This window comes from Solirubrobacter phytolaccae (assembly GCF_027587195.1).
In the GTDB taxonomy this organism is placed as follows: Bacteria; Actinomycetota; Thermoleophilia; order Solirubrobacterales; family Solirubrobacteraceae; genus Solirubrobacter; species Solirubrobacter phytolaccae.
The window spans coordinates 76,393-98,254 of the sequence record NZ_JAPDDP010000018.1 but is presented as its reverse complement, the minus strand read 5'-3'; the positions used below and the strand labels follow the sequence as shown (position 1 = coordinate 98,254).

Here is a 21,862-nt window from a genome sequence, read left to right as displayed (position 1 = left end):
GCGATATCGTTCCAGCCCCTTGCCTGAGAGTCGCAAAGAGCCGAAGTCGAAGTACACGGCCGACCGCAATATCCCCGGCGCCTTCGAAGGCGAGACGGTCACGCGGCGCCGCTTCATGACGATGACCACGCACGCCGCCGGCGGAATCGCCACCGCGGCCGTGCTTTTGCCCGTGCTCGGCTTCGCCGCCGGCTCGGCCATCTTCGAGCGCGCGCCGGTGATCTGGACGCCGATCGGCAAGCCCGAAGACTTCCCCGACGACGACTACATCCCGCGCGTCGTCACCCTCACGCAGGGGATCGGCGAGGTCGGCAAGGCGACGGTCTACGTGCGCCGCTTCAACCCCGAGTTCGACGCCAAGGAAGGCATGCCGGCGCCGCCGGAGACCGACGCCCCGGTGATCGCGATCTCCAGCCGCTGCATGCACCTCGGCTGCCCCGTCCGCTGGACGGCCGCCGCCGAGCGCTTCATCTGCCCGTGCCACGGCGGCGTCTACGGCTTCGACGGCGGCGTGGTCGGCGGTCCGCCGGTCCGCCCGCTCGACCGCTTCTACACCCGCATGCGCAACGGGCAGGTCGAGGTCGGCCCGCGCTACTCGGTCAACTCCGAGTTCACGCGCTTCCCGAGCTTCCGTGACCCGGGTCAGCCGCTGGACGGCATCGGCCAGTACCTCTACCCCGGGCGTTTCTCGACGCCGAAGAACCCATGAAGCTGCCGACTCTTCCCAAGCCACCGCTTCCCAAGCGCTTCCAGGAGAAGCCGGATCGCCCCGGCGCCGCACCCAAGCCCACCAAGCTCGAGCAGGTGCGCGAGGGCGGCATCACCGCCGCGGACTGGCTGGACGAGCGCGCGTCGCTGTCCGGCGGCCTGCGCTGGATGATGTTCCGCAAGGTGCCCAAGGGCACCAACTGGTTCTACACGCTGGGCTCGGCGACGATGTTCGCCTTCGTCTCGCAGGCCATCACGGGCGTCTTCCTGGCGATGTACTACACGCCTTCGGCGACGCAGGCCTACGAGTCCGCCCGCCACATCACCAACGACGTGTTCCTCGGCGAGTTCGTGCGCGGCATGCACAAGTGGGGCTCGACGGTGATGGTGATCCTGATCTTCTTGCACATGGCGAGAACGTTCTTCTTCGGCGCGTACAAGTACCCACGCGAGCTGCAGTGGATCATCGGCGTGGTGCTCGTGATCCTCACGTTCGTGATGTCGCTCACGGGCTACCTGCTGCCGTTCGACCAGCGCTCCTACTGGGCGACGATCGTGGCCGCGAACATCAACGGCACCGGCCCGTTCGTGGGCCCGTTCCTCTCGGACTTCCTGCGAGGTGGTGGCGACTTCGGCGCCACGACCTTGTCGCGGTTCTATGCCATCCACATGATGCTCGTGCCCGGGCTGATCGCTGCGCTCATCGGCGCGCATCTGTACCTGGTCGCGAGGCTCGGCACCACCGCGCCGCCGTGGCTGCGGGCCGACGTCGACGAGAAGCTCCGCGAGGAGCAGGTCTGACATGAATCAGCGTGAGAAGGAGGAATACCTCCGCGAGTACGCGCTCCTGAAGGCGAAGGGGAAGCCGTTCTTCCCGTACGCCGTCGCCAAGGACGCGATCATGATGGCGTTCGTGATGGTCGTGATCATCACGATGTCGATCGTCCTCGGCGCTGAGCTCGGCCCGAAGGCCGACCCGACGACGACCACGTACGTCCCCCGCCCGGAGTGGTACTTCTTCTTCCTCTTCGAGCTCCTGCGCGTCATCAAGCCGCCCGAGCTGGTCCCGTTCGCGACCATCGGCGTGCCGACGATCTGCATGATCCTGCTCTTCCTGCTGCCGTTCATCGACCGCGGGCCGGAGCGTCGCCCCGAGCGCCGTCCGATCGCGACGATCGCCGGCATCCTGATCATCTTCTCGATGGGCTACCTGACCTACCTCGGCGCAGCGGCCGGTTCGCCGAACTCGATCGAGATGGAAGTGGCGCCCGAGTACGAGAAGGGCAAGGTCGTCGTGGCCCAGTCCGGTTGCCTCGCCTGCCACAAGATCGGCGAGAACGGCGGTGACCTCGGTCCGCACCTGACCGAGATCGGCGCGGTGCTGGACAAGGGCGCGATCCGCCGCACGCTGGACAACCCCACGGCGCCGATGCCGTCGTTCGCCGGCCTGCCCGAGGAGAAGAAGGCCGCGATGGTGGACTTCCTGGCCTCGCTCAAGGGCGAAGACGAGGGCCGGATTCAGAACGACTCCGGCGAAGAGGGCTAGGTCCCAGCGGCGATGGCCGCCGGTCCCGGCACCCTTCCCGCCGACTCCGTGCGGGCGATGTTCGATCGCATCGCCGGGGTCTACGACGTCATGAACACCGTCATGACGGCGGGTCTGCACCACCGGTGGCGCTCGCGCGCGGTCGATCTCGCGCGCGTCGGCCCCGGCACCCGTGCGCTCGACGTCGCGTCGGGCACTGGCGATCTCGCGATCGAGATCGCCTCCCGCGGCGGCGACGTCGTCGGCTCGGACTTCTCGCAGGGCATGCTCGACCGCGCCCGCGTGAAGGCCCCGGGCCTCACCTGGGAGCAGGCGGACGCGACGGCGCTCCAGTACGCCGACGACGAGTTCGACGCCGCGACGGTCGGCTTCGGCGCGCGCAACTTCGGCGACCTGCCGCAGGGCCTGCGCGAGATGGTTCGCGTGGTCAAGCCGGGCGGGCGGGTCGTGATCCTGGAGATCACCACGCCGCAAAAGCCGCCCTTGTCGACCTTCTTCTCCGTGTGGTTCGATCGCATCGTGCCGCTGATGGGTCGCTTCGATGACGCCTACACGTACCTCCCGGCCTCCGTGAAACGCTTCCCGGGGCCCGAGGCCCTGGCGGGCGAGCTCGTCGCGGCGGGCTGCAAGGACGTCGGCTGGGTCCTCACGGCCGGCGGCATCATCGCCATCCACCACGGAACCGTCGCCTAGTGGCCGTCCCGGCCACCCGACGCGCGTTCACGCCGGGCCACCGGGGCGACCACTAGTGGCGAGCGCCGAGGCGGTCGCCGCGGTCGTCGAGGCAGGGGGCGCGCACGTCCCCGGGCTGATGGACGCGCTCGAGGCGCGGCTCGTCACCGTCGCCGGCTCGCACGGCGCGGTCCTGGGCGAGCACGCGACCGCCACGATTGCCGCCGGCGGCAAGCGACTCCGTCCGCTGCTGGTCTTCGTCGCGGCCGGACCGGCCCCGTCCGGACACGACGCGGCGCTCCGTGCGGCCGTGGCGGTGGAGCTCGTGCACTCGGCCACGCTCGTCCACGACGACGTGCTCGACGCGGCCGTGCTGCGCCGCGGCCGGCCGACGGTCGTGGCCGCCGCCGGCCGCTCGATCGCGACGGCCACGGGCGATCTGCTGTTCTCGCGCGCGTTCGCGGAGCTGGCGGGCGGTGGTTCGCCCGCCGCGGTGCGCGTGCTCTCGGACGCCTCTTCGGCCCTGGTCCAGGGCGAGCTGCTGCAGCGCGAGGACGCCTGGAAGCTCCAGACGACGCGCGAGCGCTACCTGCGCCGCTGTGATCTGAAGACCGCGCGGCTGTTCCGTGCGGCGTGCGAGCTCGGCGCGTTGGCGGGTGGCGGCAACGTCCCGCTCCTCGGTGCGTTCGGCGAGGAGATCGGCATCGCGTTCCAGCTCCTGGACGACGTGCTCGACGTGAGTGGCCCGGCGGAGCGGACGGGCAAGCACCGCGGGACGGACCTGCTGGACGGCACGGTCACGCTGCCGCTGATCCTCGCGCGTGAGCGCGACCCTGAGCTGGCGGGCCTGGACCTGCGCTCGGTGCGTACGCCGGAGGCGGCCGAGGGCGTGTGCGACGCGATCGCGGCGACGGGCGCGCTCGAAGCGGCCCGGCAAGAGGCGCTGGCGATGGTCGCCGAGGCGAAGGCGAAGCTGACGGCGCTGCCTGAGCCTTCGCAGCAGGCAGCGCTCGAGCTGGTGGCCGACGGCGTCGTCGACCGCTACGCGTAGGCTCGCGGCCTAGAAGTCTTCGGGAAGGATCGCGCCGGCCTCGAGGGCGGCGGCGAAGCGATCGGCTTCGGCCTCCATGTTCGCCTGCACGAGGCGACGGAGGTCTTTCACGAGGGCGTCGGTGCCGTTGTCCAGGTGCTCGTCGAAGCGGTCGACGGTCCCCTGGTCGTAGGTGCCGATCTCGTTCCACTCGCAGTTCGGGCAGCGGAGCTCGACCTCCCAGTGCGTCGGGGAGGCTTCCTCCCAGTCCACCGGGTAGACCAGGTCACGGTCGCACTCGGGGCAGACGCTGAGGTCCACCGTCGGGTTGGCCTTGGGCATCGCGGCCTGGCCGGCGGCTTCGGCGGCGAGCGGCTCGAAGTAGACGACCTCGATCTGCCGCCCCGAAGGCAGCGTGACGCGTCGGACGTACTGGCCGTTTGAGTTCGTGGGCTGGCTCATGGTCTGTCTGGTCGCTTCGGGGGAGGGGGCAAAACCGACTTGCCTCCCGGTAATCGACGCGGCGTTCACGAACTTGACCGAACGGCGACGCGTGTTACCGCTAGCCTTGTCCCCAGGGACGCCAGTCCACCCCGAATCTGTCTGCGGAGAGAAGCGCGATGCCAAACATCGGACTCCCGGAGCTCGCGATCGTCTTCGTGATCATGCTCCTGATCTTCGGCCCCAAGCGCCTGCCGGGTCTTGGTCGTCAGCTCGGCACCGGCATGCGTGAGTTCAAGGACTCGATCACCGGCAGCGGCAAGAACGACCGCGACGATGACGACTACGACGACGACCGCAGCAAGGTCGAGACCGCGCTCGGTCGCCCCGAGGGCGAGAAGGCGCCGCTCGCGGATGAGCCCGCGCGCGAGCACACCCCGCGCTAGCGCGCGGAGCGTCTAACCCCGTTGCACCATGGCGAGCGCGCTGCGATCCGTCGCGCATGAAGACCGCCTGAGCCTCGTCGAGCACCTCACGGAGCTCCGGGTCAGGATCGTCGTCTGCCTCGTGGCGTTCATCGCCGCGACGGTGGTGTCCTTCGTGTTCAACCAGGAGGTCCTCGACATCCTGAACGAGCCGTTGACCTCCACGGTCGACGAGGGCCACCGCGACCCGATCCAGCAGGGCGCCGGCTTCGATCAGGAGATCTCCAAGGTCCTGGGGAGCCACGCGGCCGTCTTCCGGGCGCTGGCCGCCCGCGAGGACGACACGGGCGCCAAGTCCGCCCTGATCGACGCCGCTGAGGAGAGCGAACGGGTCGCGAAGCTCGCCCCGGAGGTCACGGCCCGCAAGCCGGTCACCCTCGGCGTGTCCGAGCCGTTCATGCAGACGCTCAAGGTCGCCGCCTACGCCGGCCTGCTGCTCTCGCTGCCGCTGATCCTCTACCAGGTGTACGCGTTCGTCCTGCCCGCCTTCTCCCCGCGCGAGAAGCAGGTGGCGCTCCCCGCCATGTTGGCAGTGCCGTTCCTATTCATTGGGGGAGTCGTCTTCGGCTACTTCACGGTCGTCCCGAGGGCGATCGAGTTCCTCCAGAACTTCAACACGGACCAGTTCGACGTGTTGATCCAGGCGCAGCCGTACTACAAGTTCGTGCTCATGCTCCTGATCGCGATGGGGCTGCTTTTCCAGATCCCCGTTGCGATCGTGGCCGTCACGCGGGTGGGGATCGTCTCCACCAGCCAGCTCGCGCACAACCGTCGTTACGCGATCCTGGCGATCGCCGTGGCGGCGATGTTGCTGCCTGGCCAGGACCCCATAACGATGGGGATGATGATGGCCCCTATGTACGTTTTATTTGAGGCCTCTATTCTGTTCTCCTGGCTGCTAGACCGGCGCGCAGGTCGCGCCGCCCCGGAGGACCTCGAAGATCTTGAGGACTCTGAGCCAGAGCACCTCACCATCGACCGGGACTAGTCCGCACCACGCCATGCTGTTCGACCTGAGAACCGGCGCTCGCCGCCGCACCGTCAAAGTTGTCTACCTCGGCCTCGCCCTGCTCATGTTCGTGGGCTTCGTCGGGTTCGGCATCGGGTCCAGCGGCCTTTCCGGCAGCATCGGCGACCTGCTCCGAGACCAGGGCTCCACGACCGACGGCAGCAAGGACGCGGTCAACCGCGTCTCCGCCCAAGTCCGTGCCGCCGACGCCAAGACCAAGGCCAACGCCAGCGACCCGGCCGCCTGGGCCGAGCTCGCCCAGGCCCGCTACCGCCTCGCGCAGCTGGGCGACAACATCGACCCGAGCACGAGCAACTACTCGGCCGAGGGTCGCCGCCAGCTCACCGCCGCCGGCGCCGCCTTCGACAAGTACGTCGCGCTCAACCCGCCCGCGCCCGACGAGCGCCTCGTCCGCAACATGACGCAGGCCTACCTCGCCGTCTCCCAGCCCGCCAAGGCCGTCACGGCCCAGGAGATGCTGACCGAGCTCGAGCCCAAGGCCAACACCTTCTCCAACCTGGCGATCCTCTCCTACCAGGCCGGTCAGACCCGCAAGGGCGACCTCGCCGCCACCAAGGCGGTCGACCTCACCGAGGGCGCGGACGAGAAGAAGGAGCTCAAGGACCAGCTGGAGCAGGCCAAGACCCAGTCGATCACCCAGCAGATCCAGGAAGCGGTCACCCCGACGCCCACCGTCGGCTAGCGCCAACGCTTCGCCGCTATTATTGGCGGCCGGCGCCCTTGTAGCTCAATTGGCAGAGCAGCGGACTCTTAATCCGAAGGTTGAAGGTTCGATTCCTTCCGGGGGCACTAACGAAACCGCGCGAAAGCGCGGTTTCGTCGTTAAGCGGCGCGGTTGCGGTGCAGCTCGGTCTCGCCCGGCGTGACCGGGTGGCCGTGCTCGCAGCGGAGCTCGGCGTGGATGCGCCCGCCGCAGCCCGTGTGCTCGAGGTGGACGTAGCCGCCGTCGTTGGTCCAGCGGTCGCCCCACTGCATGAGGGCGACGACGGTCGGGAACAGGTCGGTGCCCATCTCGGTCAGGACGTAGCGCTGGCGGGTGCGCTGGCCGGGCTCCTTGTAGGGCTCCTTCACGAGCAGGCCGGCGTCGACCAGCTCGCGGAGGCGGGCGGACGTGACCGGCTCGGACGCGCCGATGCGCTCGGCGAAGTCGTCGAAGCGGGTGGTGCCGTAGAAGGCCTCGCGCAGGAGCAGGAAGGCCGTGCGGGTGCTGACGACGTCGAGCGCCTTGGCCACGGAGCAGTGGGTGGCGCTCCAGCCGCTGCGGGGGTCGAGCGCGCCGGCCATCTGAACGACGTCATCCATGAGGTCCATCGTACCTGGCTTCATCCAACCTGAGTCAGGCATGGTACGGTGCTGGCTATGCAGAAGCTAAGCCAGCTGCGACGCGCCGACGCGTCGTCCGGACTCGTCCTCGTGGTGGTGTGCGCGGCCGTGGTGCTGGCGAGCCTGGACCTGTTCATCGTCAATGTGGCGCTGCCGGAGATGGCGGCGGACCTCGGGAACCCGGACCTCGCGGACCTGTCGTGGGTGTTGAACGGGTACGCGATCGTCTACGCCGCGTTCCTGCTGCTGTTCGGTCGGATGGCGGAGCGGCGCCGGCGGGACCTTGGGTTCCTGCTCGGCGTGCTGATCTTCACGGCGGCCTCGGCGGCGTGCGCGGCGGCCGAGTCGCTCCCGGCACTGGTGGCGTTCCGCGTCCTGCAGGCGCTGGGGGCGGCGCTGCTCACGCCGACGTCGCTGAGCCTGATCCTGGTGACGACGGAACCGGCCAAGCGGGCGACCGCCGTCCGGATCTGGACCGCGGTCGGCGGGGCCGCGGCCGCGCTCGGCCCGGTGCTGGGAGGGGTGCTCGTCGCCGCGTCCTGGCGCTGGGTCTTCCTGGTCAACGTGCCGATCGGCCTGATCGCGCTCGTCGTCGGCTGGCGGCGGCTGCCACGCGTGCCCGGTCACGCGGTGCCGCACCCGGACGCGTTCGGCGCGGTCCTGGGAACAGGGGCGATCGGCGCGCTCACGCTCGGGCTGGTAAAGGGCGAGGACTGGGGCTGGGGGAGCGGCGCGACGCTGGCCGTCCTGGCCGTGGCGGTCGTCGGTCTCGCGCTGTTCATCCTTCACACCGCGAGGGCCGAGAACCCGCTCGTGGACCCGTCGCTGTTCCGCGCGGCGCCGTTCCGCGGCGCAGGGCTGACGATGTTCCTGTTCTCGATGGCGTTCGGGGCGATGCTGCTGGCGGCGGTGCTGTGGGCGCAGACCGCCTGGGGCTGGTCGGCGCTGCAGACCGGGCTGGCGATCGCGCCCGGCCCGCTGATGGTGCCGATCTTCGGTGTGCTGCTCGCCGGGCGGCTCATCGCCCGCTACGGAGCGGGCATCGTCGCCGGGGTCGGCACCGCGATCTTCGGCCTCGGCCACGTGTGGTTCGCGCTGGAGATCGGCAACGAGGCGCACTACGCGACGGACATGCTCCCGGGGATGCTGCTGACCGGGATCGGCGTCGGCCTGACGTTGCCGACGCTCATGGCGACCGCCGCCGGGTCGCTGCCGCCGCACGCGTTCGCGACGGGCTCGGCCGTGATCAACACGCTGCGCCAGGTCGGCCTGGCGATCGGCGTCGCGCTGCTGATCGCGCTGCTCGGCGCCGCGCCCGACCTCGCGGCGTTCCACCGCAGCTGGTGGGTCCTTGCGGCGCTCTCGTTCGCCGCCTCGATCGCGGCCTTCACGCTCCTGGCTCGGCCCCGCGCCACGACGGCACCCGTCGCCGCGACCGTCGAGACCTGAATCAGACCAACGTCGCATCCCCAACCGGGGTCTGCATGCCGACACTGAACGGCATGCAGGGATTGCTGGACAGCACGGAGACAAGGTCGAAGGGGTTCGCGACCCCGGGTTCGGCGCTCGAGCAGGAGTTCGTGCGGGCGCGCCTCGCGCGCGCGCCGCGCCGCCGGGTATCGGCCTCGGTGCTGGAGACCACGACGATGTTCCTGCCCGCGTCGCTGGCGATCCTCTACGAGGTGGACGAGCTCGGCGCGAGCCGGCCGGTGATGGCGCTGCGCGGCACGACGGCGACCTTCACGGCCACGGACGACATCGCGCAGCGCCTCTCGGCCCTCGAGCCGGTCGATCCCTTCAGCGCGCGGCGTGCGCAGGCGATGGCGTGCACGACCCTGTGCGCGGACGACGTCGGCGGCGAGGAGGAGCTGCGGCGCTCGATGTTCGGGCGCCACCTGCGCAAGCTGGACATCGGCTCGCCGCTCCATGCCTACCTGTGGGAGGACGACCGGATCGTCGCGGGGATCGTGCTGCTGCGCGCCTCCTGCGAAGTGCCGTACCGCCGCCAGGAGGCGGGTCTGCTCTCGCGGATCGCGCCGCTGCTCGCCGACGCGCTCGTGCTCGGCCGCTGTTCCGCGGGCGGCCAGGTGCCGATCCTCCCGGAGGAACGGTTGACCGAGCGGGAGCGCGAAGTCGCGCAGCTCGTGCTGTGCGGGGCGAGCAACGCGGAGATCGCGACGCGGCTCGGCATGTCCGAGCCCACGGTCAAGACCCACCTCACGCGGATCTACGCGAAGCTGGGCATCCGGAGCCGAACGGAGCTCGCGACGCAGTTCCAGCGTCCGACGAGCCAGCTTTCCTGAGCGACGCAGATCGTTCGTCCATTAACGAGGCCGTGATGTTGGGTATCGCTTCGGCGGGCCGATGGACCTCGCATGGGTCTTCGTGCGTCCCGATCCTCACGACCCGCGTCGTACAGCGCGCTGATCGCCCCTGAGCCCACGTTCGCCGCTCACGCGCAGGCCTTGGGCGCGCGAGAAGCGTCCGAGCGGCTGAAGGCGCACGCGCTGAGCGCCTTGACGGCGGTCGCGCCGGCCACGATCGCGTGGTACTTCGCGGTCGACCGACGGCACCGGTCGCATCAGGCGATCGTGCTGCAGACCGCGCGGTTCGAGATCGAGCCGGCGTGGATGTGGCGGCGCTACCTGGCGTGCGTCGCCGACGCCGACCCGTTCACTGCGGCGCGCGTCGAGTCCTACGCGGCCACGGTGCTCGCGCTCAAGGACTTCGAGCCGGAGTCCTGCGACGCCTATCGCGCGTACCTGGCCGACCAGGGCCTCGCCGACCGCGCGGACGTCTACCTCTTCAACGCGGGCACGATCGTCGCCCAGTTCGCGCTGCTGCGGGCCCCCGAGCTCGGACCGTTCAGCACCGCCGACCTGTCCGCGCTGCGCCGGATGCAGCCGCTGCTCGAGCACGCGTTCGCGTGCACGCTCGACCCCGAGCAGCCCACGCTGCGGCCGCTGCTCGCCGACAGCGGGCTCAGCGAGCGCGAGATGGACGTGGCCGAGCTGGTTGCGCGCGGCGCCACCAACCAGGAGATCGCGCGCTCGCTGCACATCTCCGAGGCGACCGTGAAGACCCACCTCACGCGCGTCTACAGCAAGGTCGGCGTGCGCACGCGCACGCAGCTCGCGCTCAGCCTGGGCGCCGAGGAGCAGGCGGCACGTACGACCTCCGGATGATCCGCGCCCGCGGCGGTGGACGATCCGCCCCGCGTGTGTCGATCCTGGAGTGCCCTCCAACGGACAAGGAAGCCCTCCCATGTACGCACGGAAGCTCATCGGATCGCTTGTCGTCGCCACCGCGCTGATCGCACCCGGCGCCGCCCACGCTGCACCGCTCACGTGCCCGCAGGAACCCACGGTGCGCGTGTTCCGCCCCTGGCTCGACCCATCGCCGTACGTCCCGATCGGCAGCTTCGAAGCCGACGGGTGGACGCTGACCGGCGGCGCGAGCCGCGTGCCCGGCAACGAGCCGTGGCGCGTCGGTGGCGCCGGCCACGCGACCTCGCTCAAACTGCCCGCCGGCGCGACCGCGGTCTCCCCGCCCGTCTGCATCTCGATCGACCGCCCCACGATCCGCTTCTTCGCCCGCAACACGGGCGCGCCGCTCGGCCGGGTGCGCGCGACCGTGGTCGTGCCGACGCTCCTCGGCGAGCTGCGCCTGCCGATCGGCGTCGTGCTCAACCCGTCCGAGCGCTGGTCGCCGACGCTGCCGATGCCGGTGATCGTCAACCTGCTCACGCTGCTCGGCGGCCCGGGGAACGTGCGGTTCGAGCTCACCGCCGCCGGCTACAAGAGCGAGTGGCTCGTCGACGACGTGTACCTCGACCCGTACAGCAAGCACTAGCGTTGCAGCACGAGGTCGAGTCGCTGCTGGCGCGCGAGCGGCCCGACCGGGCACGCGCGCTGGCCCAGCGTGAGCGCCGCATCGAGCTCGCCCTCACGGCGCTGGTGATCGCCGGCGCGGGCGGCTGCATCGCGGCGTTCGGCGGCCCCGCGCCGTCACTGCCCGCGCTCGCGATCGGGATCCTGGTGGTGGCGGTCACGTCGACCGTGCGCCTGCACGCGGGCGGCGGCAGCGCCACCGGCGCCACGCTCGGGGTGATCCCGCTGCTGTGGCTGATCCCGCTGCCGTGGGTGCCCGCGGCGGTTGCCGCCGCGTTCTGCCTCGCCGCGACGCCGGCCGCGCTCGCGGTGCGCCATCCCGGCTGGCGGGTGCTTACGGCGGGTGGCGACGCCGCGTACGTGTTCGCGCCGGTGCTCGTCCTGCTCGTCCTCGATGGCCCCACGCCCGTGCTCATCGTCCACGCGCTGGCCGCGCAGTTCGCCGCCGACGCAGCGCTGTCGATCGGACGCGAGTGGCTCGGCCGCGGCATACGGCCCGAGCTGCAGCTGCACGTGATGGCGGTGGTGTTCGGCGTCGACGCCGCGCTCGCGCCTGTCGGCGTGGCCATCGGCGTCGCCGCGGCGGACCAACCTGCGATCGCGCTCGTCCTCGTCCCGCTCTGTGGGCTGCTGGTGGTGATGGCGCGGGAGCGCAACGCCCGCCTCGCCGACGCGGCCGACGAAGTCGCCGCCCTGGAGAGCGAGCGCGAGCGCGTGGACCTCGCGCTGCACCGCGCCGGTCGCACCCTCGGCGCCGGGCTGGAAGGCCTCGACGTGCTCGAGCTCGCCGTCGGGACCGCGGTCGACGCGCTCGCCGCGGACGCCGGCCGCGCCCGGCTGGCGGGTGAGCACGACGCGACGGTCTTCGGCGCGCTCCCCGGGCAGGCGTGCGCCGCGCACACGAGCGCGCTCCTGGCCGCGGAGCGCGGGGCGTTGTCCGGGCGGCCCGAGGTGGTGGTGGAGGACTCGGGGTGGCACGCGGTCGCGGTACCCGTGCAGCCCGTCGGCGCGATCTCGGTCGGCCGCGCCGACCGCGCGTTCACCCCACGCGAGCGCCGACTGCTGGCCTATCTCGCGGCGCAGGCGCAGGTGGCGCTCGAGCGGGGTGAGCTGGCCGAGCGCGTCGTCGCCCGCCAGCGGCTCGACCCGCTCGTCGGCCTGCCGGACCGTCGCACCCTTCGCGACGAGCTGCACCTCGCGGTCGAACGCGCCGACCGCACCGAGAGCCGCCTGAGCGCGCTCATGCTCGACGTCGACGGCCTGCGCGACGTCAACGAGGCCCTGGGCGAGGACGCCGGTGACGACGCCCTGCGCGCGATCGCCGGGTTCGTCGCCGAACGCGCCCGGCTCACGGACGTCGCCGCCCGCTATGAGGAGGACACGCTCGTGCTCATCCTGCCGGGCACGTCGCTCGAAGGCGCGCACATGGTGGCCGAGGATCTGCGGACCGGGATCGGCCGCCTCGACGTGCCCGCCGGCACCGGCGCGGTGCGGCTCACGGTCAGCATCGGGATCGCCGAGCGCACCGCCTCCACCTGCAGCGCCGAAGCGCTCCTGGACGCCGCCCGCTGCGCGCTCGTCGCCGCCAAGGACGGCGGGCGCAACCGCACGGCGCCGGATCCGACCAAGGTCTGATCCGGGCGCCGGGCCCGTTGCCGGACGCTCCGGCCGGGACACGCTGGCGTGCATGAAGGGACGTACAGCGCTCAGCTTCTGCATCGCGATGACCGTCACGCCGTCCGCCGCGGCGGCGGAGCGGGACCGGTGCGCGGAGCTCGCGCCGGAGCGGGCGATCGCGTGTCACGTCAACGCGGAGCGCGAGCAGCACGATCGTGCGCCGCTGCGCCCCTCGTCCGTGCTCGCTCAGGCGGCGCAAGGCCACGCGAAGGACATGGTCGCGCGGAGCTACTTCGCCCACGTCGCGCCCGACGGCGACGGCGTCGGGGACCGCGCCCGCGCGGCCGGGTACCTGCGCGACCGCCCGCGCTGGTGGGTGGGGGAGTGCCTCGCGTGGGGCACCGGGTCGCGCGGGACGCCCGCCGGGATCGTGCGGATGTGGATGGCGAGCCCACCGCACCGGCGGCTCGTGCTCTCCCGACGGGCACGCGAGGTGGGCATCGGACTCGCCGAGGGCGCGCCGCAGTCGGTGCAGGGCACGGGTGCGGTGACCGTCGCGCTCGCGCTCGGGGCGCGCTGACCCTCAATCAGACCTTCGGACGATGCGGGCGCCGCCGGCCGCGACCGATAGGACCGGGTGACCGATCTGCTGATCAGCGCGTCGCGCCCGGACCGCGGCCGCTCGCTTCCGTCTCGCGAAGCACGCGTGGAGCTGGTCCTGGCGCTGGCCGTCGTGTCCGCGTGCGTGCTGCTCGCGGTGTTCGGGACGCGCGTGCGGGCGTTCGAGCTGTTCGAGGTCGGCGCGTGCGTGCTCGCTTACGTCGTGGCCGCGCGGATCACGCTCTACATGGGCGGCGGCTCGGCGCTGCCGACGCAGCTCGCGCTCGTCCCGATGCTGTTCCTGCTGCCGCTCGCGTTGGTTCCGCTCGCCGTCCTGTGCGCCTGCGCGCTGGCCTCGCTCGCGCGGCGCGGCTCCCCGGTCGGCGTGCGGCTGCTGACCGGCGCGGGGGACGCGGGCTACGTCTTCGCGCCCGTCGCGGTGCTGATCGCCGCCGGTCGCCCTTCGCTGGACGAGGTGACGCCGCTCGTCCTCGCGCTGGCGATGCTCGCGCAGTGGGGCCTGGACGCGATCCTGAGCGTCGGGCGCGAGTGGCTCGGCCGCGGGATCCGGCCGGCCGCCCAGCTGCGGGTGATGGCACTCGTGTGGGCCGTCGACCTGCTGCTGCTGCCCGTCGGGCTGCTCGTGGTCGCGGTCGCCAGCAACGTCGTGGCCGCGGTGCTCGCGCTGATCCCGATGCTGGTGCTCCTCGGCGCGATCACCCACGACCGCAACGAGCGGCTCGTGGAGGCGCTGGAGCGGCTGGAGGAGCTCGAGCGCAACCGTGCCCGCGTGCGCACCGCCGTCCAGCGGCTCGGCCGGTCGATCGGGGCTTCGCTGGACCGCGCGACGACGCTGGAGGTGATCCTCGACGCCGCCATGGACGTCGTGGCCGTGCCGGTCGGGCGGATCGAGGCCGGTGACCACGTGCACGACGTCGGCTGGCCGTCGATCGGTGTGCGGACGCTGGTCGCCCAGGCGGAGAAGGCGGCGCTGGCGCTCGACGGTCCCGCCCGCGCCGAGGCCGACGGCTGGGTCGCGCTGGCCGAGCCACTGCGGGTTCCCGCCGGTGGGACGCTGGCCGTCGCCGGGCCGCGGACGACGATCGCGGCCGAGGACGAGCGGCTGCTCGCCTACCTGTCCGGGCAGGCCGCGTCCGCGCTGCGCGTGATCGACCTGCACGAGCTGCTCGAGCGCCAGGCGACGGTGGACGAGATGACCGGGCTCGCGAACCACCGGCGCTTCCAGGAGACGCTGGGCAAGGCGGTCGCCCACGCCGGTCGCGCCGACGAGCCCGTGAGCCTCATCCTGGTCGACGTCGACAACTTCAAGCGCGTCAACGACACCTTTGGGCACCAGTGCGGTGACGAGGTCCTGAAGGCGATCGGCGCGATCCTGCGGGAGCGGACCCGCGCCGCGGACACCCCGGCCCGCTACGGCGGCGAGGAGCTGGCCGTGATCATGCCCGGCGCCGACGCCGCGGGCGCGTGCGCCCTGGCCGAGGAGCTGCGCGCCGCGGTGGCCGCGGCCGTGGTCGACGGGCCCGAGGGTCCCGTGTCGGTGACGGCGAGCTTCGGCGTGGCGCAGCTGGGGCCGTCGGCGCCGGACGGCGAAGGGCTCGTGGCCGCCGCGGACGCCGCTTTGTACGTCGCCAAGCGCACCGGCAAGGACCGCGTCATCTTCGACCGGGCGGCTACGACGTTCCGCTGACCTGCCGTCCACGGCCGTTGAGCGCGGCCCGCTCCTGCGGTTCTCTGCGGAGACCCGACAGGAGGTTGCACGGAGATGTCAGGAATGACAAAGCGAGGCGTGGTGGCGGTGTGTGGCGCGGTGACCGTCGCGGGCGGGATGGCGACGACGGCGAGCGCGGCGGTCGCCGAACCGTCCTTCACCTGCCGGGCGAGCGTGGTCCGGGCGCAGCTGCTGGGCGCGCTCACGGTGGAGCCGTTCGCAGCCAAGCCGAGCGGGTGCGCGTCGGTCGCCGGGAGCCCGCTGCCCACGCTGCTGACGCTGGACGCGGCCTACGCGACGACCGTCGCTCCGGGTGACGCCAAGGCCGGCGTCGCCACCCTCACCGTGCCGCTGGCGGCCGTACCGCTGCGGATCGACGGGGTCACGGCCACCGCCGCCGCGCGCTGCAGCGGCGAGACCCCGGTGCTCAGCGCCGACAGCACGATCGCGCGGGTCCGGCTCGGGGCGCTCGAGCTTGGGACCGACCCGGTGCTCCAGCGCGTCGGCACCGGCCTCGACGGGCTGCCGATCGGCTCGGTGCTGCGCGTCGCCGCCGGCGAAGAGGTGCGCGCGGCCGGCACGGTCACGCGCCGGGCGCTGCACGTGACGCTGACGCTGGCCGGGACGTCGCTGGCCGACGTCGTCGTGGGTGAGGTCGCCGCGGGCGCCGTCTGCCCCGTGGCCGTGAGGGCCGACGGCGAGGACGAGGGCGACTTCCCGCCCACGACGCCCACCACCCCGAACACGCCGGGCGCGACCAACCCCAACACGCCGAACACGCCCACGGGCACCCCCAGCACGCCTGACGTGCCGCGTACGGTCACGCTCGCCGACCTGGCGCGCCTCGGGGTGTCGCTGAACCACCCGTGCCGCAACGCCCGCTACGGCGGCGACCGCGCGCTCGTCGGCACGAGCCGTGCCGATCGCATGGTCGGCACGCGGACCGCCGACCGGGTGTTCGGGTTCGCGGCGGGTGACCGGCTGTCCGGCGGGTCCGGCGCGGACTGCGTCGACGGCGCGACCGGCGCCGACCGCCTCACGGGCGCCGGCGGCGCCGACTACCTGATCGGCGGCAGCGGCAACGACCGCCTCAGCGGCGGCGCGGGCGCCGATCGCCTGTTCGGCGGCGCCGGCAACGACGTCATCGTCACCGGCACGGGCCGCGACCGCGTGTCGGCGGGCCCGGGCAACGACCGCGTGGACGCCCGCGGTCGCAAGGGCCGCCAGATCATCGATTGCGGGCCGGGACGCGACACCGTCCGGCTCAACCGCGGCGACCGCCAGCGTCGCTGCGAAAAGGTCCTCCGCGCCGGCTGACCGCCTCCCCGTCCGGCGCAGAGGCCGCGTGTCCCGACACGCGGCGGGACCCGGAGCCCTCTGGGCGACGGGTCCAAGCGACGGCGAGCCCGCTGGGCGAGTCGTTGCCCCGTCCTAGGCCGTCCGCTGTGTTCCCCCACTTCGAGCGGACGGCCGGGACGGAACACGGGCGATCGGGGTAGCGTGCGCGCATGAGCGATGGCTTCCCCCACGTGCATCTCGGCCCTCACGCCGAGGCGGAGCCCGACTCGGTTCCGCGGTCCTACCGGTTGACCGTCCTGTTGGAGCGGGTGTCGGAGTGGGAGGCGCTGGCCGTCGCCCGCGCGGTGGCGGACGTGCTCGCCGCCGAGGGCATCGCGATCCGCGGCACGGACGAGACGGTGCGCTCGGTGATCGGCGTCGAGCCGCACCCGTGGCCGGTGACGATCGAGGCCGCGACCGCTGACGTGTTCGCGAACGCCGAGCACATCCTCGTCCCGAAGTCCGTGCCCCAGACGCCGGATCTCGCGCAGGACTACAGCCCGAACTAGCCACTAGCCTCGGGCGGGTGGACGCGCTCGTCGTCGAGGAGCTGACCAAGCGCTACGGGCGCACCGTCGCCGTCGACGGGTTGTCGTTCACCGTCCCGCGCGGGAGCGTGTGCGGGTTCCTCGGGCCCAACGGGGCGGGGAAGACGACCACGCTGCGGGTCCTCTTCGGGCTCTCGCGCGCGACGAGCGGGCGCGCGGAGGCCATCGGGCGCGTCGGCGGTGTGCTCGACCGCGACGGCTTCCACCCGGCGCGCAGCGTCTGGAACGAGCTCTCGCTCGCCGCGGCGCGGGCGGGCAGGCGCGAGGCCGACATCGACGCGGCGCTCGCCGCGTCCGACCTGGAACACGCGGCGGACAAGCGCGTCGGCCAGTGCTCGCACGGGACGCGGCGGCGGCTGAGCCTCGCGGCGGCGTTGATCGCCGAGCCGGAGGTCCTGCTGCTCGACGAGCCCGCCAGCGGACTGGACCCGCACGCGCTGCGGACGCTCCGCGAGCGGCTCCGCGCCCACGCCGCGGCCGGCGGGACGGTGCTGCTCTCCAGCCACGTGCTCGAGGACGTCGCGGCCACCTGCGATCGGGTGGTCGTGGTCAACCGCGGCCGGCGCGTGGCCGAGGGCGAGCTCGCCGGGCTGCTCGCCCAGCGAATCCGGCTGCGCACGCCCGAGCCCGAGCGGCTGCTGACCGCGTTGAAGGGCCTCGACGCGACGCCCGACGGCCCGGACACGATCATCGTCGCCGGCGCCGATCCCGACGCGGTCGGCCGGGCCGTCCGCGACAGCGGCGTGATCCTGCACGAGATGAGCACGCAGGGCGCGCTCGAGGCGCTCTACGTCGGGCTCACAGAGGCGTCGCGATGAGCACCGAGCTCGCGGCGCTGCGGACGGTCCCCGGCTTCCGTCGTGCGCTGGCGCTGGCGCTCGCGTTCACCGGCTTCCTCGCGATCTCCTACCTCGGCCTGAAGGACCTGGGCACCACGACGCTCACGGACGCGCGCAGTGCCCTGTCCTCCGGCGCGATCTCCGGCCTGGTGGCGATCGTCTACGGCGCCGCTTCGGCCGGCGGAGAGGTCGCACGCGGCGGCCTCGGCCTCGCCCTGATCGCCCGCCCGGAGCGCCGCGCGGCGTTGCGCGACCGGCTCGCCGCGTACGCCGCCGCCGGCGCGCTGATCGGGGCGGGTGGAACCGCGATGGCCGCGGTGCTGACGTACGTGCTGCTCGGCTTCGGCGGCGCGGATCTCCCGGCGGCGGGCGACTTGGCCACGCGCGCGCTCGGCACGGTCGCCTACACGGCGCTGATGGGCGGCATCGGCGCGGCGATCGGCCTGGCCGCGCGGTCGGCGGCGCCGCCCGTGATCGCGATCCTCGCCGTGCTGCTCTTCCTCGACCCGCTGTTCTCGGGCCTGTCGGACCCGGTCGCCCGCTGGGGACCGGGCGGCGCCGGCGCCTCGCTCACGCGCAGCGCCACCGAGGATCTCCCTCCGGCGTGGGCCGGCGGTCTGACGCTCTGCCTCTACGCGGCGATCGCGGCCGCTGCCGCCACGGCCCTCACCGCCCGCCGAGACGTGCCCTAGGAGCCCACCGGAGCATTCCGGCACGCCTGCTGCGGCACATCCGCGGCACCTCGGTCCACCCACTCGGCTCACGTGCCAGAGGCACGCCACGCTCGAGCGCGCGGCCCGAGGCACTGGCGGCTGCACCACATCAGGCCCACCGACCATGGTCCGGCGGACTCCTAATACCCTCCTTCGCCATGCTCGCGAGCGTCGACGGCGAGATCGGCCCCGCGGAGCACGCGCGGATCCCGATCACGGACGAAGGGCTGCTGCGCGGCGACGGGGCGTTCGAAGGGCTGCGCCTGTACTCCGGCCGTCCGTTCGGGCTCGACGACCACCTCGCGCGGCTGGCGCATACCTGCGCGGGGCTGCGACTGGACCTCGACGAGCGCGCGCTGGCGCACGAGCTCGCGCAGCTGCTCGAGGCCGCCGGGCCGGTGGACGGCGTGCTGCGGATCGTGCTCACCCGCGGCGGGCGGCGGATCCTGTTCGTCGAGCCGCTGCCGCGCCGCCCGCGGATCGCCCGCGTCGGCACCGTGCGGTACGCGCCCAACCGCATCACCGACGGGTTGAAGACGATCTCCTACGCCGCGAACGACCTGGCGCTGCGGCTCGCGCGCGAGCAGGGCTTCGACGACGCGCTGCTCGTCACGCCGCACGGCCGGGTGCTCGAAGGCGCCACGTCCGCGTTCTTCTGGGTCCGCGACGGACAGCTCTTCACACCGCCGATCGAGGACCGGATCCTGCCGTCGGTCACCCGGCAGACGCTGATCGACGTCGCCGGCGCGGTCGAGGAGGTGTGCACCCTGGACACGCTCCACGGCGCCGAGGAGGCGTTCCTGGCGTCCTCGGTGCGCGAGGTGCAGCCGCTCGCCGCCATCGACGAGCTGCAGCTCAAGGCGGCGCCCGGCCCGGTCACGCTGCACGCGCACGCCGCGCTGCGGCAGGCGATCGAGGCGGAGCTCGGGTGATCAGCCGCGCGGACGCGGCTTGCCGCCGCACTGGTAGTCCACGTACCAAGCCACATGTCGCGAGGCGTGGACGATGCCTCGAAGGAGACCCATGTCTACGTATTACCCACCCATATGCAGCCCATTAACGTCGGCGTCGTAGGTCTCGGCTACTGGGGACCCAACCTGGCGCGGAACTTCGCCGCCATCCCCACGTGCACCCTGAAGTGGTGCTGTGACGAGTCCGAGGCCAACCGGGAGAAGTGGGCGCCGAGCTTCCCCGGCGCGCAGTTCACCCCGGACCTCGACGACCTGCTCAACGATCCGGAGCTGGACGCGGTCGTACTGGCCACGCCCGTGCCCACGCACGGCCCGCTGGCCGAGCGCGTGCTCCAGGCGGGCAAGCACTGCTACGTCGAGAAGCCGCTCGCCTACACCGTCGAGGACGCCGAGCGGGCGGTCGCGGCCGCCAAGCAGGCCGACCGCATCCTCATGGTCGGCCACCTGCTCGTCTACCACCCCGGCGTCGAGAAGCTCAAGGAGATCGCCGACTCCGGCGAGCTCGGCGACATCCACTACATCTACTCCCAGCGCCTGAACCTCGGCCAGCTGCGGACGGACGAGAACGCGCTGTGGTCGCTCGGCGCGCACGACGTGTCCGTGATCCTGCACCTCGCCGGCGAGGACCCGACGCGGATCGAGGCGCGCGGCCAGGCCTACATGCGCGAGGGCGTCGAGGACGTCGTGTTCGCGTTCATGCGCTTCGAATCCGGCGTCGCCGCTCACCTGCACCTGAGCTGGCTGGACCCGCACAAGACGCGCGCGTTCACGGTCGTCGGCTCCAAGCGGATGGCGACGTTCGACGACATGGAGCTCGAGCGCAAGGTCACCGTCTACGACAAGGGCTTCGACGAGAAGGCCGAGTCCTACGGCGAGTACATCACGCGCTCGGGCGACATCCGCTCACCGCGGATCGCCAACAAGGAGCCGCTGCGGATCGAGTGCGAGCACTTCATCGACTCCATCCGCAACGGCACGACGCCCCGCTCCGACGGAGAAGCGGGGCTGCGTGTGGTGCGCGTCCTCTCGGCCCTCCAGGAGAGCCTGAAAGCGAATTAGGCCGTGACGCCTTCGGCGCGGGCGGCGTAGGTCGCCCGGCCGGAGTCCGTCCAGATCACCTGGTCGCGACCCGGCCCGACGCCGATCAGCGCGATCGGCACGCCGACGAAGTCCGCGATGAACTTCAGGTAGTCCCGGGCCGTCTGCGGCAGCTCCTCCTCGGAGCGCACGCCCGTGATGTCCTCGTCCCAGCCCGGGAGCTGCTCGTACTCGCCCGACGCGTGGTGCATCACGGTCTGGTGGTACGGATAGACGTCGAACGTCGCCTCTTCGGGGCCGCGGTAGCGCGTGCAGACGTTGAGGTCGCCGAGCCCGGTGAGCACGTCGAGCTTCGTGATCGCGAGGTGCGTGAGCGAGTTGATGCGCGCGGCGTAGCGCAGCGCGACCAGGTCGATCCAGCCGACCCGGCGGGCGCGGCCCGTCGTCGTGCCGTACTCGCCGCCGGCCTCGCGCAGCGTCACGCCGAGATCGTCGTCCAGCTCGGTCGGGAACGGGCCGGAGCCGACGCGCGTGGCGTACGCCTTGGCGATGCCCCAGATCTCGTCGATGTCCTTCGGCCCGACGCCGGTGCCCGTGCAGGCCGAGGCGGAGACCGGGTTCGACGAGGTCACGAAGGGATAGGTGCCGTGGTCGATGTCCAGCAGCGTGCCCTGCGCGCCCTCGAACAGGACGTTCTTGCCCGTGTCCAGCACGTCCCAGGTGAGCTTGGCCGTGTCGGCGACGTACTGGGCGATCCGGTGGCCGTAGGTCAGGTAGTCCTCGGTCATCGACTGCAGGTCGAGCTCCGGGGCCTTCGCGTACGGGCGCAGCTGGAGGCGCTTGGGCTCCATCGCCGCGACGATCTTCTTCTTGAGGATCTTCTCGTCGAGCAGGTCCTGCACGCGGATGCCGAGGCGCGCGGCCTTGTCGGCGTAGGCCGGGCCGATGCCGCGGCGCGTCGTGCCGATCTGGAGCTTGCCGAGCTTGGTCTCGCCCGCGTGATCCAGGTACATGTGGTACGGCATGATCAGGTGCGCGTTGGCGCTGATCCGCAGCCCCGAGAGGTCTACGCCCTTCGCCCGCAGCCCGTCCAGCTCGTCCGTCAGCACCTTGGGATCGATCACGACCCCGTTGCCGATCGCGCAGAGCTTGCCCGGGTACAGGATCCCGGACGGGATCAGATGGAACTTCCAGTGCACGTCACCGCGCACGATGGTGTGGCCGGCGTTGTTGCCGCCCTGGAAGCGGATAACCATGTCCGCGTTCTCCGCGAGCAGGTCGATGACCTTGCCCTTGCCTTCGTCGCCCCATTGGGCGCCCACGATCACGATGCCGGCCATGTCG

At 72.1% G+C, this 21,862-nt stretch carries 24 protein-coding genes and 1 tRNA gene; 22 read left to right on the top strand and 3 right to left on the bottom strand.

Annotated elements, in window-relative coordinates; genetic code table 11:
* Positions 1-19 precede the first annotated feature (19 nt).
* From OJ997_RS12390 to OJ997_RS12370, 5 genes are read left to right on the top strand one after another with little or no spacing between them, the layout of a single operon-like run.
* Complete coding sequence (locus tag OJ997_RS12390) at positions 20-709, top strand: QcrA and Rieske domain-containing protein (RefSeq protein WP_270025412.1); 690 nt, start codon at positions 20-22, stop codon at positions 707-709.
* A complete protein-coding gene (locus tag OJ997_RS12385; protein ID WP_270025411.1) occupies positions 706-1,509 on the top strand; it encodes a cytochrome b in 804 nt (267 codons plus the stop codon). Before OJ997_RS12390 ends, OJ997_RS12385 begins: the two co-directional genes overlap by 4 nt.
* Before the next feature lies 1 nt (position 1,510).
* Positions 1,511-2,254 carry a c-type cytochrome gene (locus OJ997_RS12380; protein ID WP_270025410.1) on the top strand — a complete coding sequence of 248 codons (744 nt, stop codon included), beginning with the start codon at positions 1,511-1,513 and terminating at the stop codon, positions 2,252-2,254.
* A gap of 12 nt (positions 2,255-2,266) precedes the next feature.
* Positions 2,267-2,947 carry a ubiquinone/menaquinone biosynthesis methyltransferase gene (locus OJ997_RS12375; protein WP_270025409.1) on the top strand — a complete coding sequence of 227 codons (681 nt, stop codon included), beginning with the start codon at positions 2,267-2,269 and terminating at the stop codon, positions 2,945-2,947.
* A gap of 55 nt (positions 2,948-3,002) precedes the next feature.
* Positions 3,003-3,977, top strand: a complete 975-nt coding sequence (locus OJ997_RS12370) for a polyprenyl synthetase family protein (protein ID WP_270025408.1) — start codon at positions 3,003-3,005, stop codon at positions 3,975-3,977.
* Between the two features lie 9 nt (positions 3,978-3,986).
* On the opposite strand, the gene OJ997_RS12365 is transcribed toward OJ997_RS12370, so the two are convergent.
* The gene (locus OJ997_RS12365) at positions 3,987-4,418 is read right to left on the bottom strand and encodes a hypothetical protein (RefSeq protein WP_270025407.1); all 432 of its coding nucleotides are present in this window, start codon (positions 4,416-4,418) and stop codon (positions 3,987-3,989) included.
* A 158-nt stretch (positions 4,419-4,576) separates the two neighbouring features.
* Between OJ997_RS12365 and OJ997_RS12360 the strand changes: the two genes are divergently transcribed.
* The 4 genes from OJ997_RS12360 to OJ997_RS12345 all read left to right on the top strand — a co-directional run bounded on the left by OJ997_RS12360 (position 4,577) and on the right by OJ997_RS12345 (position 6,701).
* The gene (locus tag OJ997_RS12360) at positions 4,577-4,843 is read left to right on the top strand and encodes a Sec-independent protein translocase subunit TatA/TatB (RefSeq protein WP_270025406.1); all 267 of its coding nucleotides are present in this window, start codon (positions 4,577-4,579) and stop codon (positions 4,841-4,843) included.
* Between the two features lie 28 nt (positions 4,844-4,871).
* Positions 4,872-5,870: a twin-arginine translocase subunit TatC gene (tatC, locus tag OJ997_RS12355; RefSeq protein ID WP_270025405.1), complete on the top strand. Its 999-nt coding sequence runs from the start codon at positions 4,872-4,874 to the stop codon at positions 5,868-5,870.
* Between the two features lie 13 nt (positions 5,871-5,883).
* On the top strand, positions 5,884-6,594 hold the full coding sequence (locus tag OJ997_RS12350; RefSeq protein ID WP_270025404.1) for a tetratricopeptide repeat protein: 711 nt from the start codon (positions 5,884-5,886) through the stop codon (positions 6,592-6,594).
* Between the two features lie 34 nt (positions 6,595-6,628).
* A tRNA-Lys gene (locus OJ997_RS12345) sits at positions 6,629-6,701 on the top strand.
* 33 nt (positions 6,702-6,734) lie between these two features.
* Here OJ997_RS12345 and OJ997_RS12340 read toward each other — a convergent pair.
* A complete protein-coding gene (locus OJ997_RS12340) occupies positions 6,735-7,214 on the bottom strand; it encodes a winged helix-turn-helix transcriptional regulator (protein WP_270025403.1) in 480 nt (159 codons plus the stop codon).
* Positions 7,215-7,271: 57 nt separating this feature from the next.
* On the opposite strand from OJ997_RS12340, the gene OJ997_RS12335 reads away from it, so the two are divergent.
* From OJ997_RS12335 to OJ997_RS12275, 13 genes are all read left to right on the top strand, one after another.
* Entirely contained in the window at positions 7,272-8,684 is a 1,413-nt protein-coding gene (locus tag OJ997_RS12335) for a DHA2 family efflux MFS transporter permease subunit (protein ID WP_270025402.1), read from the top strand.
* Positions 8,685-8,737: 53 nt separating this feature from the next.
* A complete protein-coding gene (locus OJ997_RS12330; RefSeq protein ID WP_270025401.1) occupies positions 8,738-9,538 on the top strand; it encodes a helix-turn-helix domain-containing protein in 801 nt (266 codons plus the stop codon).
* A 162-nt stretch (positions 9,539-9,700) separates the two neighbouring features.
* A complete protein-coding gene (locus tag OJ997_RS12325) occupies positions 9,701-10,420 on the top strand; it encodes a helix-turn-helix transcriptional regulator (RefSeq protein ID WP_270025400.1) in 720 nt (239 codons plus the stop codon).
* Positions 10,421-10,499: 79 nt separating this feature from the next.
* Positions 10,500-11,087: a hypothetical protein gene (locus tag OJ997_RS12320; protein ID WP_270025399.1), complete on the top strand. Its 588-nt coding sequence runs from the start codon at positions 10,500-10,502 to the stop codon at positions 11,085-11,087.
* Positions 11,088-11,089: 2 nt separating this feature from the next.
* On the top strand, positions 11,090-12,760 hold the full coding sequence (locus OJ997_RS12315) for a GGDEF domain-containing protein (RefSeq protein ID WP_270025398.1): 1,671 nt from the start codon (positions 11,090-11,092) through the stop codon (positions 12,758-12,760).
* Positions 12,761-12,812: 52 nt separating this feature from the next.
* On the top strand, positions 12,813-13,322 hold the full coding sequence (locus OJ997_RS12310; protein WP_270025397.1) for a CAP domain-containing protein: 510 nt from the start codon (positions 12,813-12,815) through the stop codon (positions 13,320-13,322).
* A gap of 57 nt (positions 13,323-13,379) precedes the next feature.
* Positions 13,380-15,050: a GGDEF domain-containing protein gene (locus OJ997_RS12305; protein WP_270025396.1), complete on the top strand. Its 1,671-nt coding sequence runs from the start codon at positions 13,380-13,382 to the stop codon at positions 15,048-15,050.
* Between the two features lie 75 nt (positions 15,051-15,125).
* Positions 15,126-16,388, top strand: coding sequence for a calcium-binding protein (locus tag OJ997_RS12300; RefSeq protein WP_270025395.1), 1,263 nt, complete (start codon positions 15,126-15,128; stop codon positions 16,386-16,388).
* A 191-nt stretch (positions 16,389-16,579) separates the two neighbouring features.
* Entirely contained in the window at positions 16,580-16,918 is a 339-nt protein-coding gene (locus OJ997_RS12295) for a hypothetical protein (RefSeq protein ID WP_270025394.1), read from the top strand.
* Between the two features lie 17 nt (positions 16,919-16,935).
* Positions 16,936-17,775 carry an ABC transporter ATP-binding protein gene (locus tag OJ997_RS12290; RefSeq protein ID WP_270025393.1) on the top strand — a complete coding sequence of 280 codons (840 nt, stop codon included), beginning with the start codon at positions 16,936-16,938 and terminating at the stop codon, positions 17,773-17,775.
* Positions 17,772-18,488 carry a hypothetical protein gene (locus tag OJ997_RS12285; protein ID WP_270025392.1) on the top strand — a complete coding sequence of 239 codons (717 nt, stop codon included), beginning with the start codon at positions 17,772-17,774 and terminating at the stop codon, positions 18,486-18,488. The genes OJ997_RS12290 and OJ997_RS12285 overlap by 4 nt, the downstream gene beginning before the upstream one ends.
* 179 nt (positions 18,489-18,667) lie before the next feature.
* A complete protein-coding gene (locus OJ997_RS12280; protein WP_270025391.1) occupies positions 18,668-19,441 on the top strand; it encodes an aminotransferase class IV in 774 nt (257 codons plus the stop codon).
* A gap of 114 nt (positions 19,442-19,555) precedes the next feature.
* Positions 19,556-20,539: a Gfo/Idh/MocA family protein gene (locus OJ997_RS12275; RefSeq protein WP_270025390.1), complete on the top strand. Its 984-nt coding sequence runs from the start codon at positions 19,556-19,558 to the stop codon at positions 20,537-20,539.
* On the opposite strand, the gene OJ997_RS12270 is transcribed toward OJ997_RS12275, so the two are convergent.
* A complete protein-coding gene (locus tag OJ997_RS12270; RefSeq protein WP_270025389.1) occupies positions 20,536-21,858 on the bottom strand; it encodes an adenylosuccinate synthase in 1,323 nt (440 codons plus the stop codon). The genes OJ997_RS12275 and OJ997_RS12270 overlap by 4 nt on opposite strands.
* Positions 21,859-21,862: the final 4 nt, after the last annotated feature.

Bases quoted from the DNA above. Each gene is read 5' to 3' on its own strand.
- OJ997_RS12330 (WP_270025401.1), top strand. From the start codon at position 8,738: ATGCAGGGATTGCTGGACAGCACGGAGACAAGGTCGAAGGGGTTCGCG.
- OJ997_RS12320 (WP_270025399.1), top strand. From the start codon at position 10,500: ATGTACGCACGGAAGCTCATCGGATCGCTTGTCGTCGCCACCGCGCTG.
- OJ997_RS12270 (WP_270025389.1), bottom strand. From the start codon at position 21,858: ATGGCCGGCATCGTGATCGTGGGCGCCCAATGGGGCGACGAAGGCAAG.
- OJ997_RS12375 (WP_270025409.1), top strand. From the start codon at position 2,267: ATGGCCGCCGGTCCCGGCACCCTTCCCGCCGACTCCGTGCGGGCGATG.
- OJ997_RS12300 (WP_270025395.1), top strand. From the start codon at position 15,126: ATGTCAGGAATGACAAAGCGAGGCGTGGTGGCGGTGTGTGGCGCGGTG.
- OJ997_RS12285 (WP_270025392.1), top strand. From the start codon at position 17,772: ATGAGCACCGAGCTCGCGGCGCTGCGGACGGTCCCCGGCTTCCGTCGT.
- OJ997_RS12280 (WP_270025391.1), top strand. From the start codon at position 18,668: ATGCTCGCGAGCGTCGACGGCGAGATCGGCCCCGCGGAGCACGCGCGG.
- OJ997_RS12295 (WP_270025394.1), top strand. From the start codon at position 16,580: ATGAGCGATGGCTTCCCCCACGTGCATCTCGGCCCTCACGCCGAGGCG.
- OJ997_RS12360 (WP_270025406.1), top strand. From the start codon at position 4,577: ATGCCAAACATCGGACTCCCGGAGCTCGCGATCGTCTTCGTGATCATG.
- OJ997_RS12335 (WP_270025402.1), top strand. From the start codon at position 7,272: ATGCAGAAGCTAAGCCAGCTGCGACGCGCCGACGCGTCGTCCGGACTC.
- OJ997_RS12350 (WP_270025404.1), top strand. From the start codon at position 5,884: ATGCTGTTCGACCTGAGAACCGGCGCTCGCCGCCGCACCGTCAAAGTT.
- tatC (WP_270025405.1), top strand. From the start codon at position 4,872: ATGGCGAGCGCGCTGCGATCCGTCGCGCATGAAGACCGCCTGAGCCTC.
- OJ997_RS12275 (WP_270025390.1), top strand. From the start codon at position 19,556: ATGCAGCCCATTAACGTCGGCGTCGTAGGTCTCGGCTACTGGGGACCC.
- OJ997_RS12380 (WP_270025410.1), top strand. From the start codon at position 1,511: ATGAATCAGCGTGAGAAGGAGGAATACCTCCGCGAGTACGCGCTCCTG.
- OJ997_RS12340 (WP_270025403.1), bottom strand. From the start codon at position 7,214: ATGGATGACGTCGTTCAGATGGCCGGCGCGCTCGACCCCCGCAGCGGC.
- OJ997_RS12385 (WP_270025411.1), top strand. From the start codon at position 706: ATGAAGCTGCCGACTCTTCCCAAGCCACCGCTTCCCAAGCGCTTCCAG.
- OJ997_RS12365 (WP_270025407.1), bottom strand. From the start codon at position 4,418: ATGAGCCAGCCCACGAACTCAAACGGCCAGTACGTCCGACGCGTCACG.
- OJ997_RS12310 (WP_270025397.1), top strand. From the start codon at position 12,813: ATGAAGGGACGTACAGCGCTCAGCTTCTGCATCGCGATGACCGTCACG.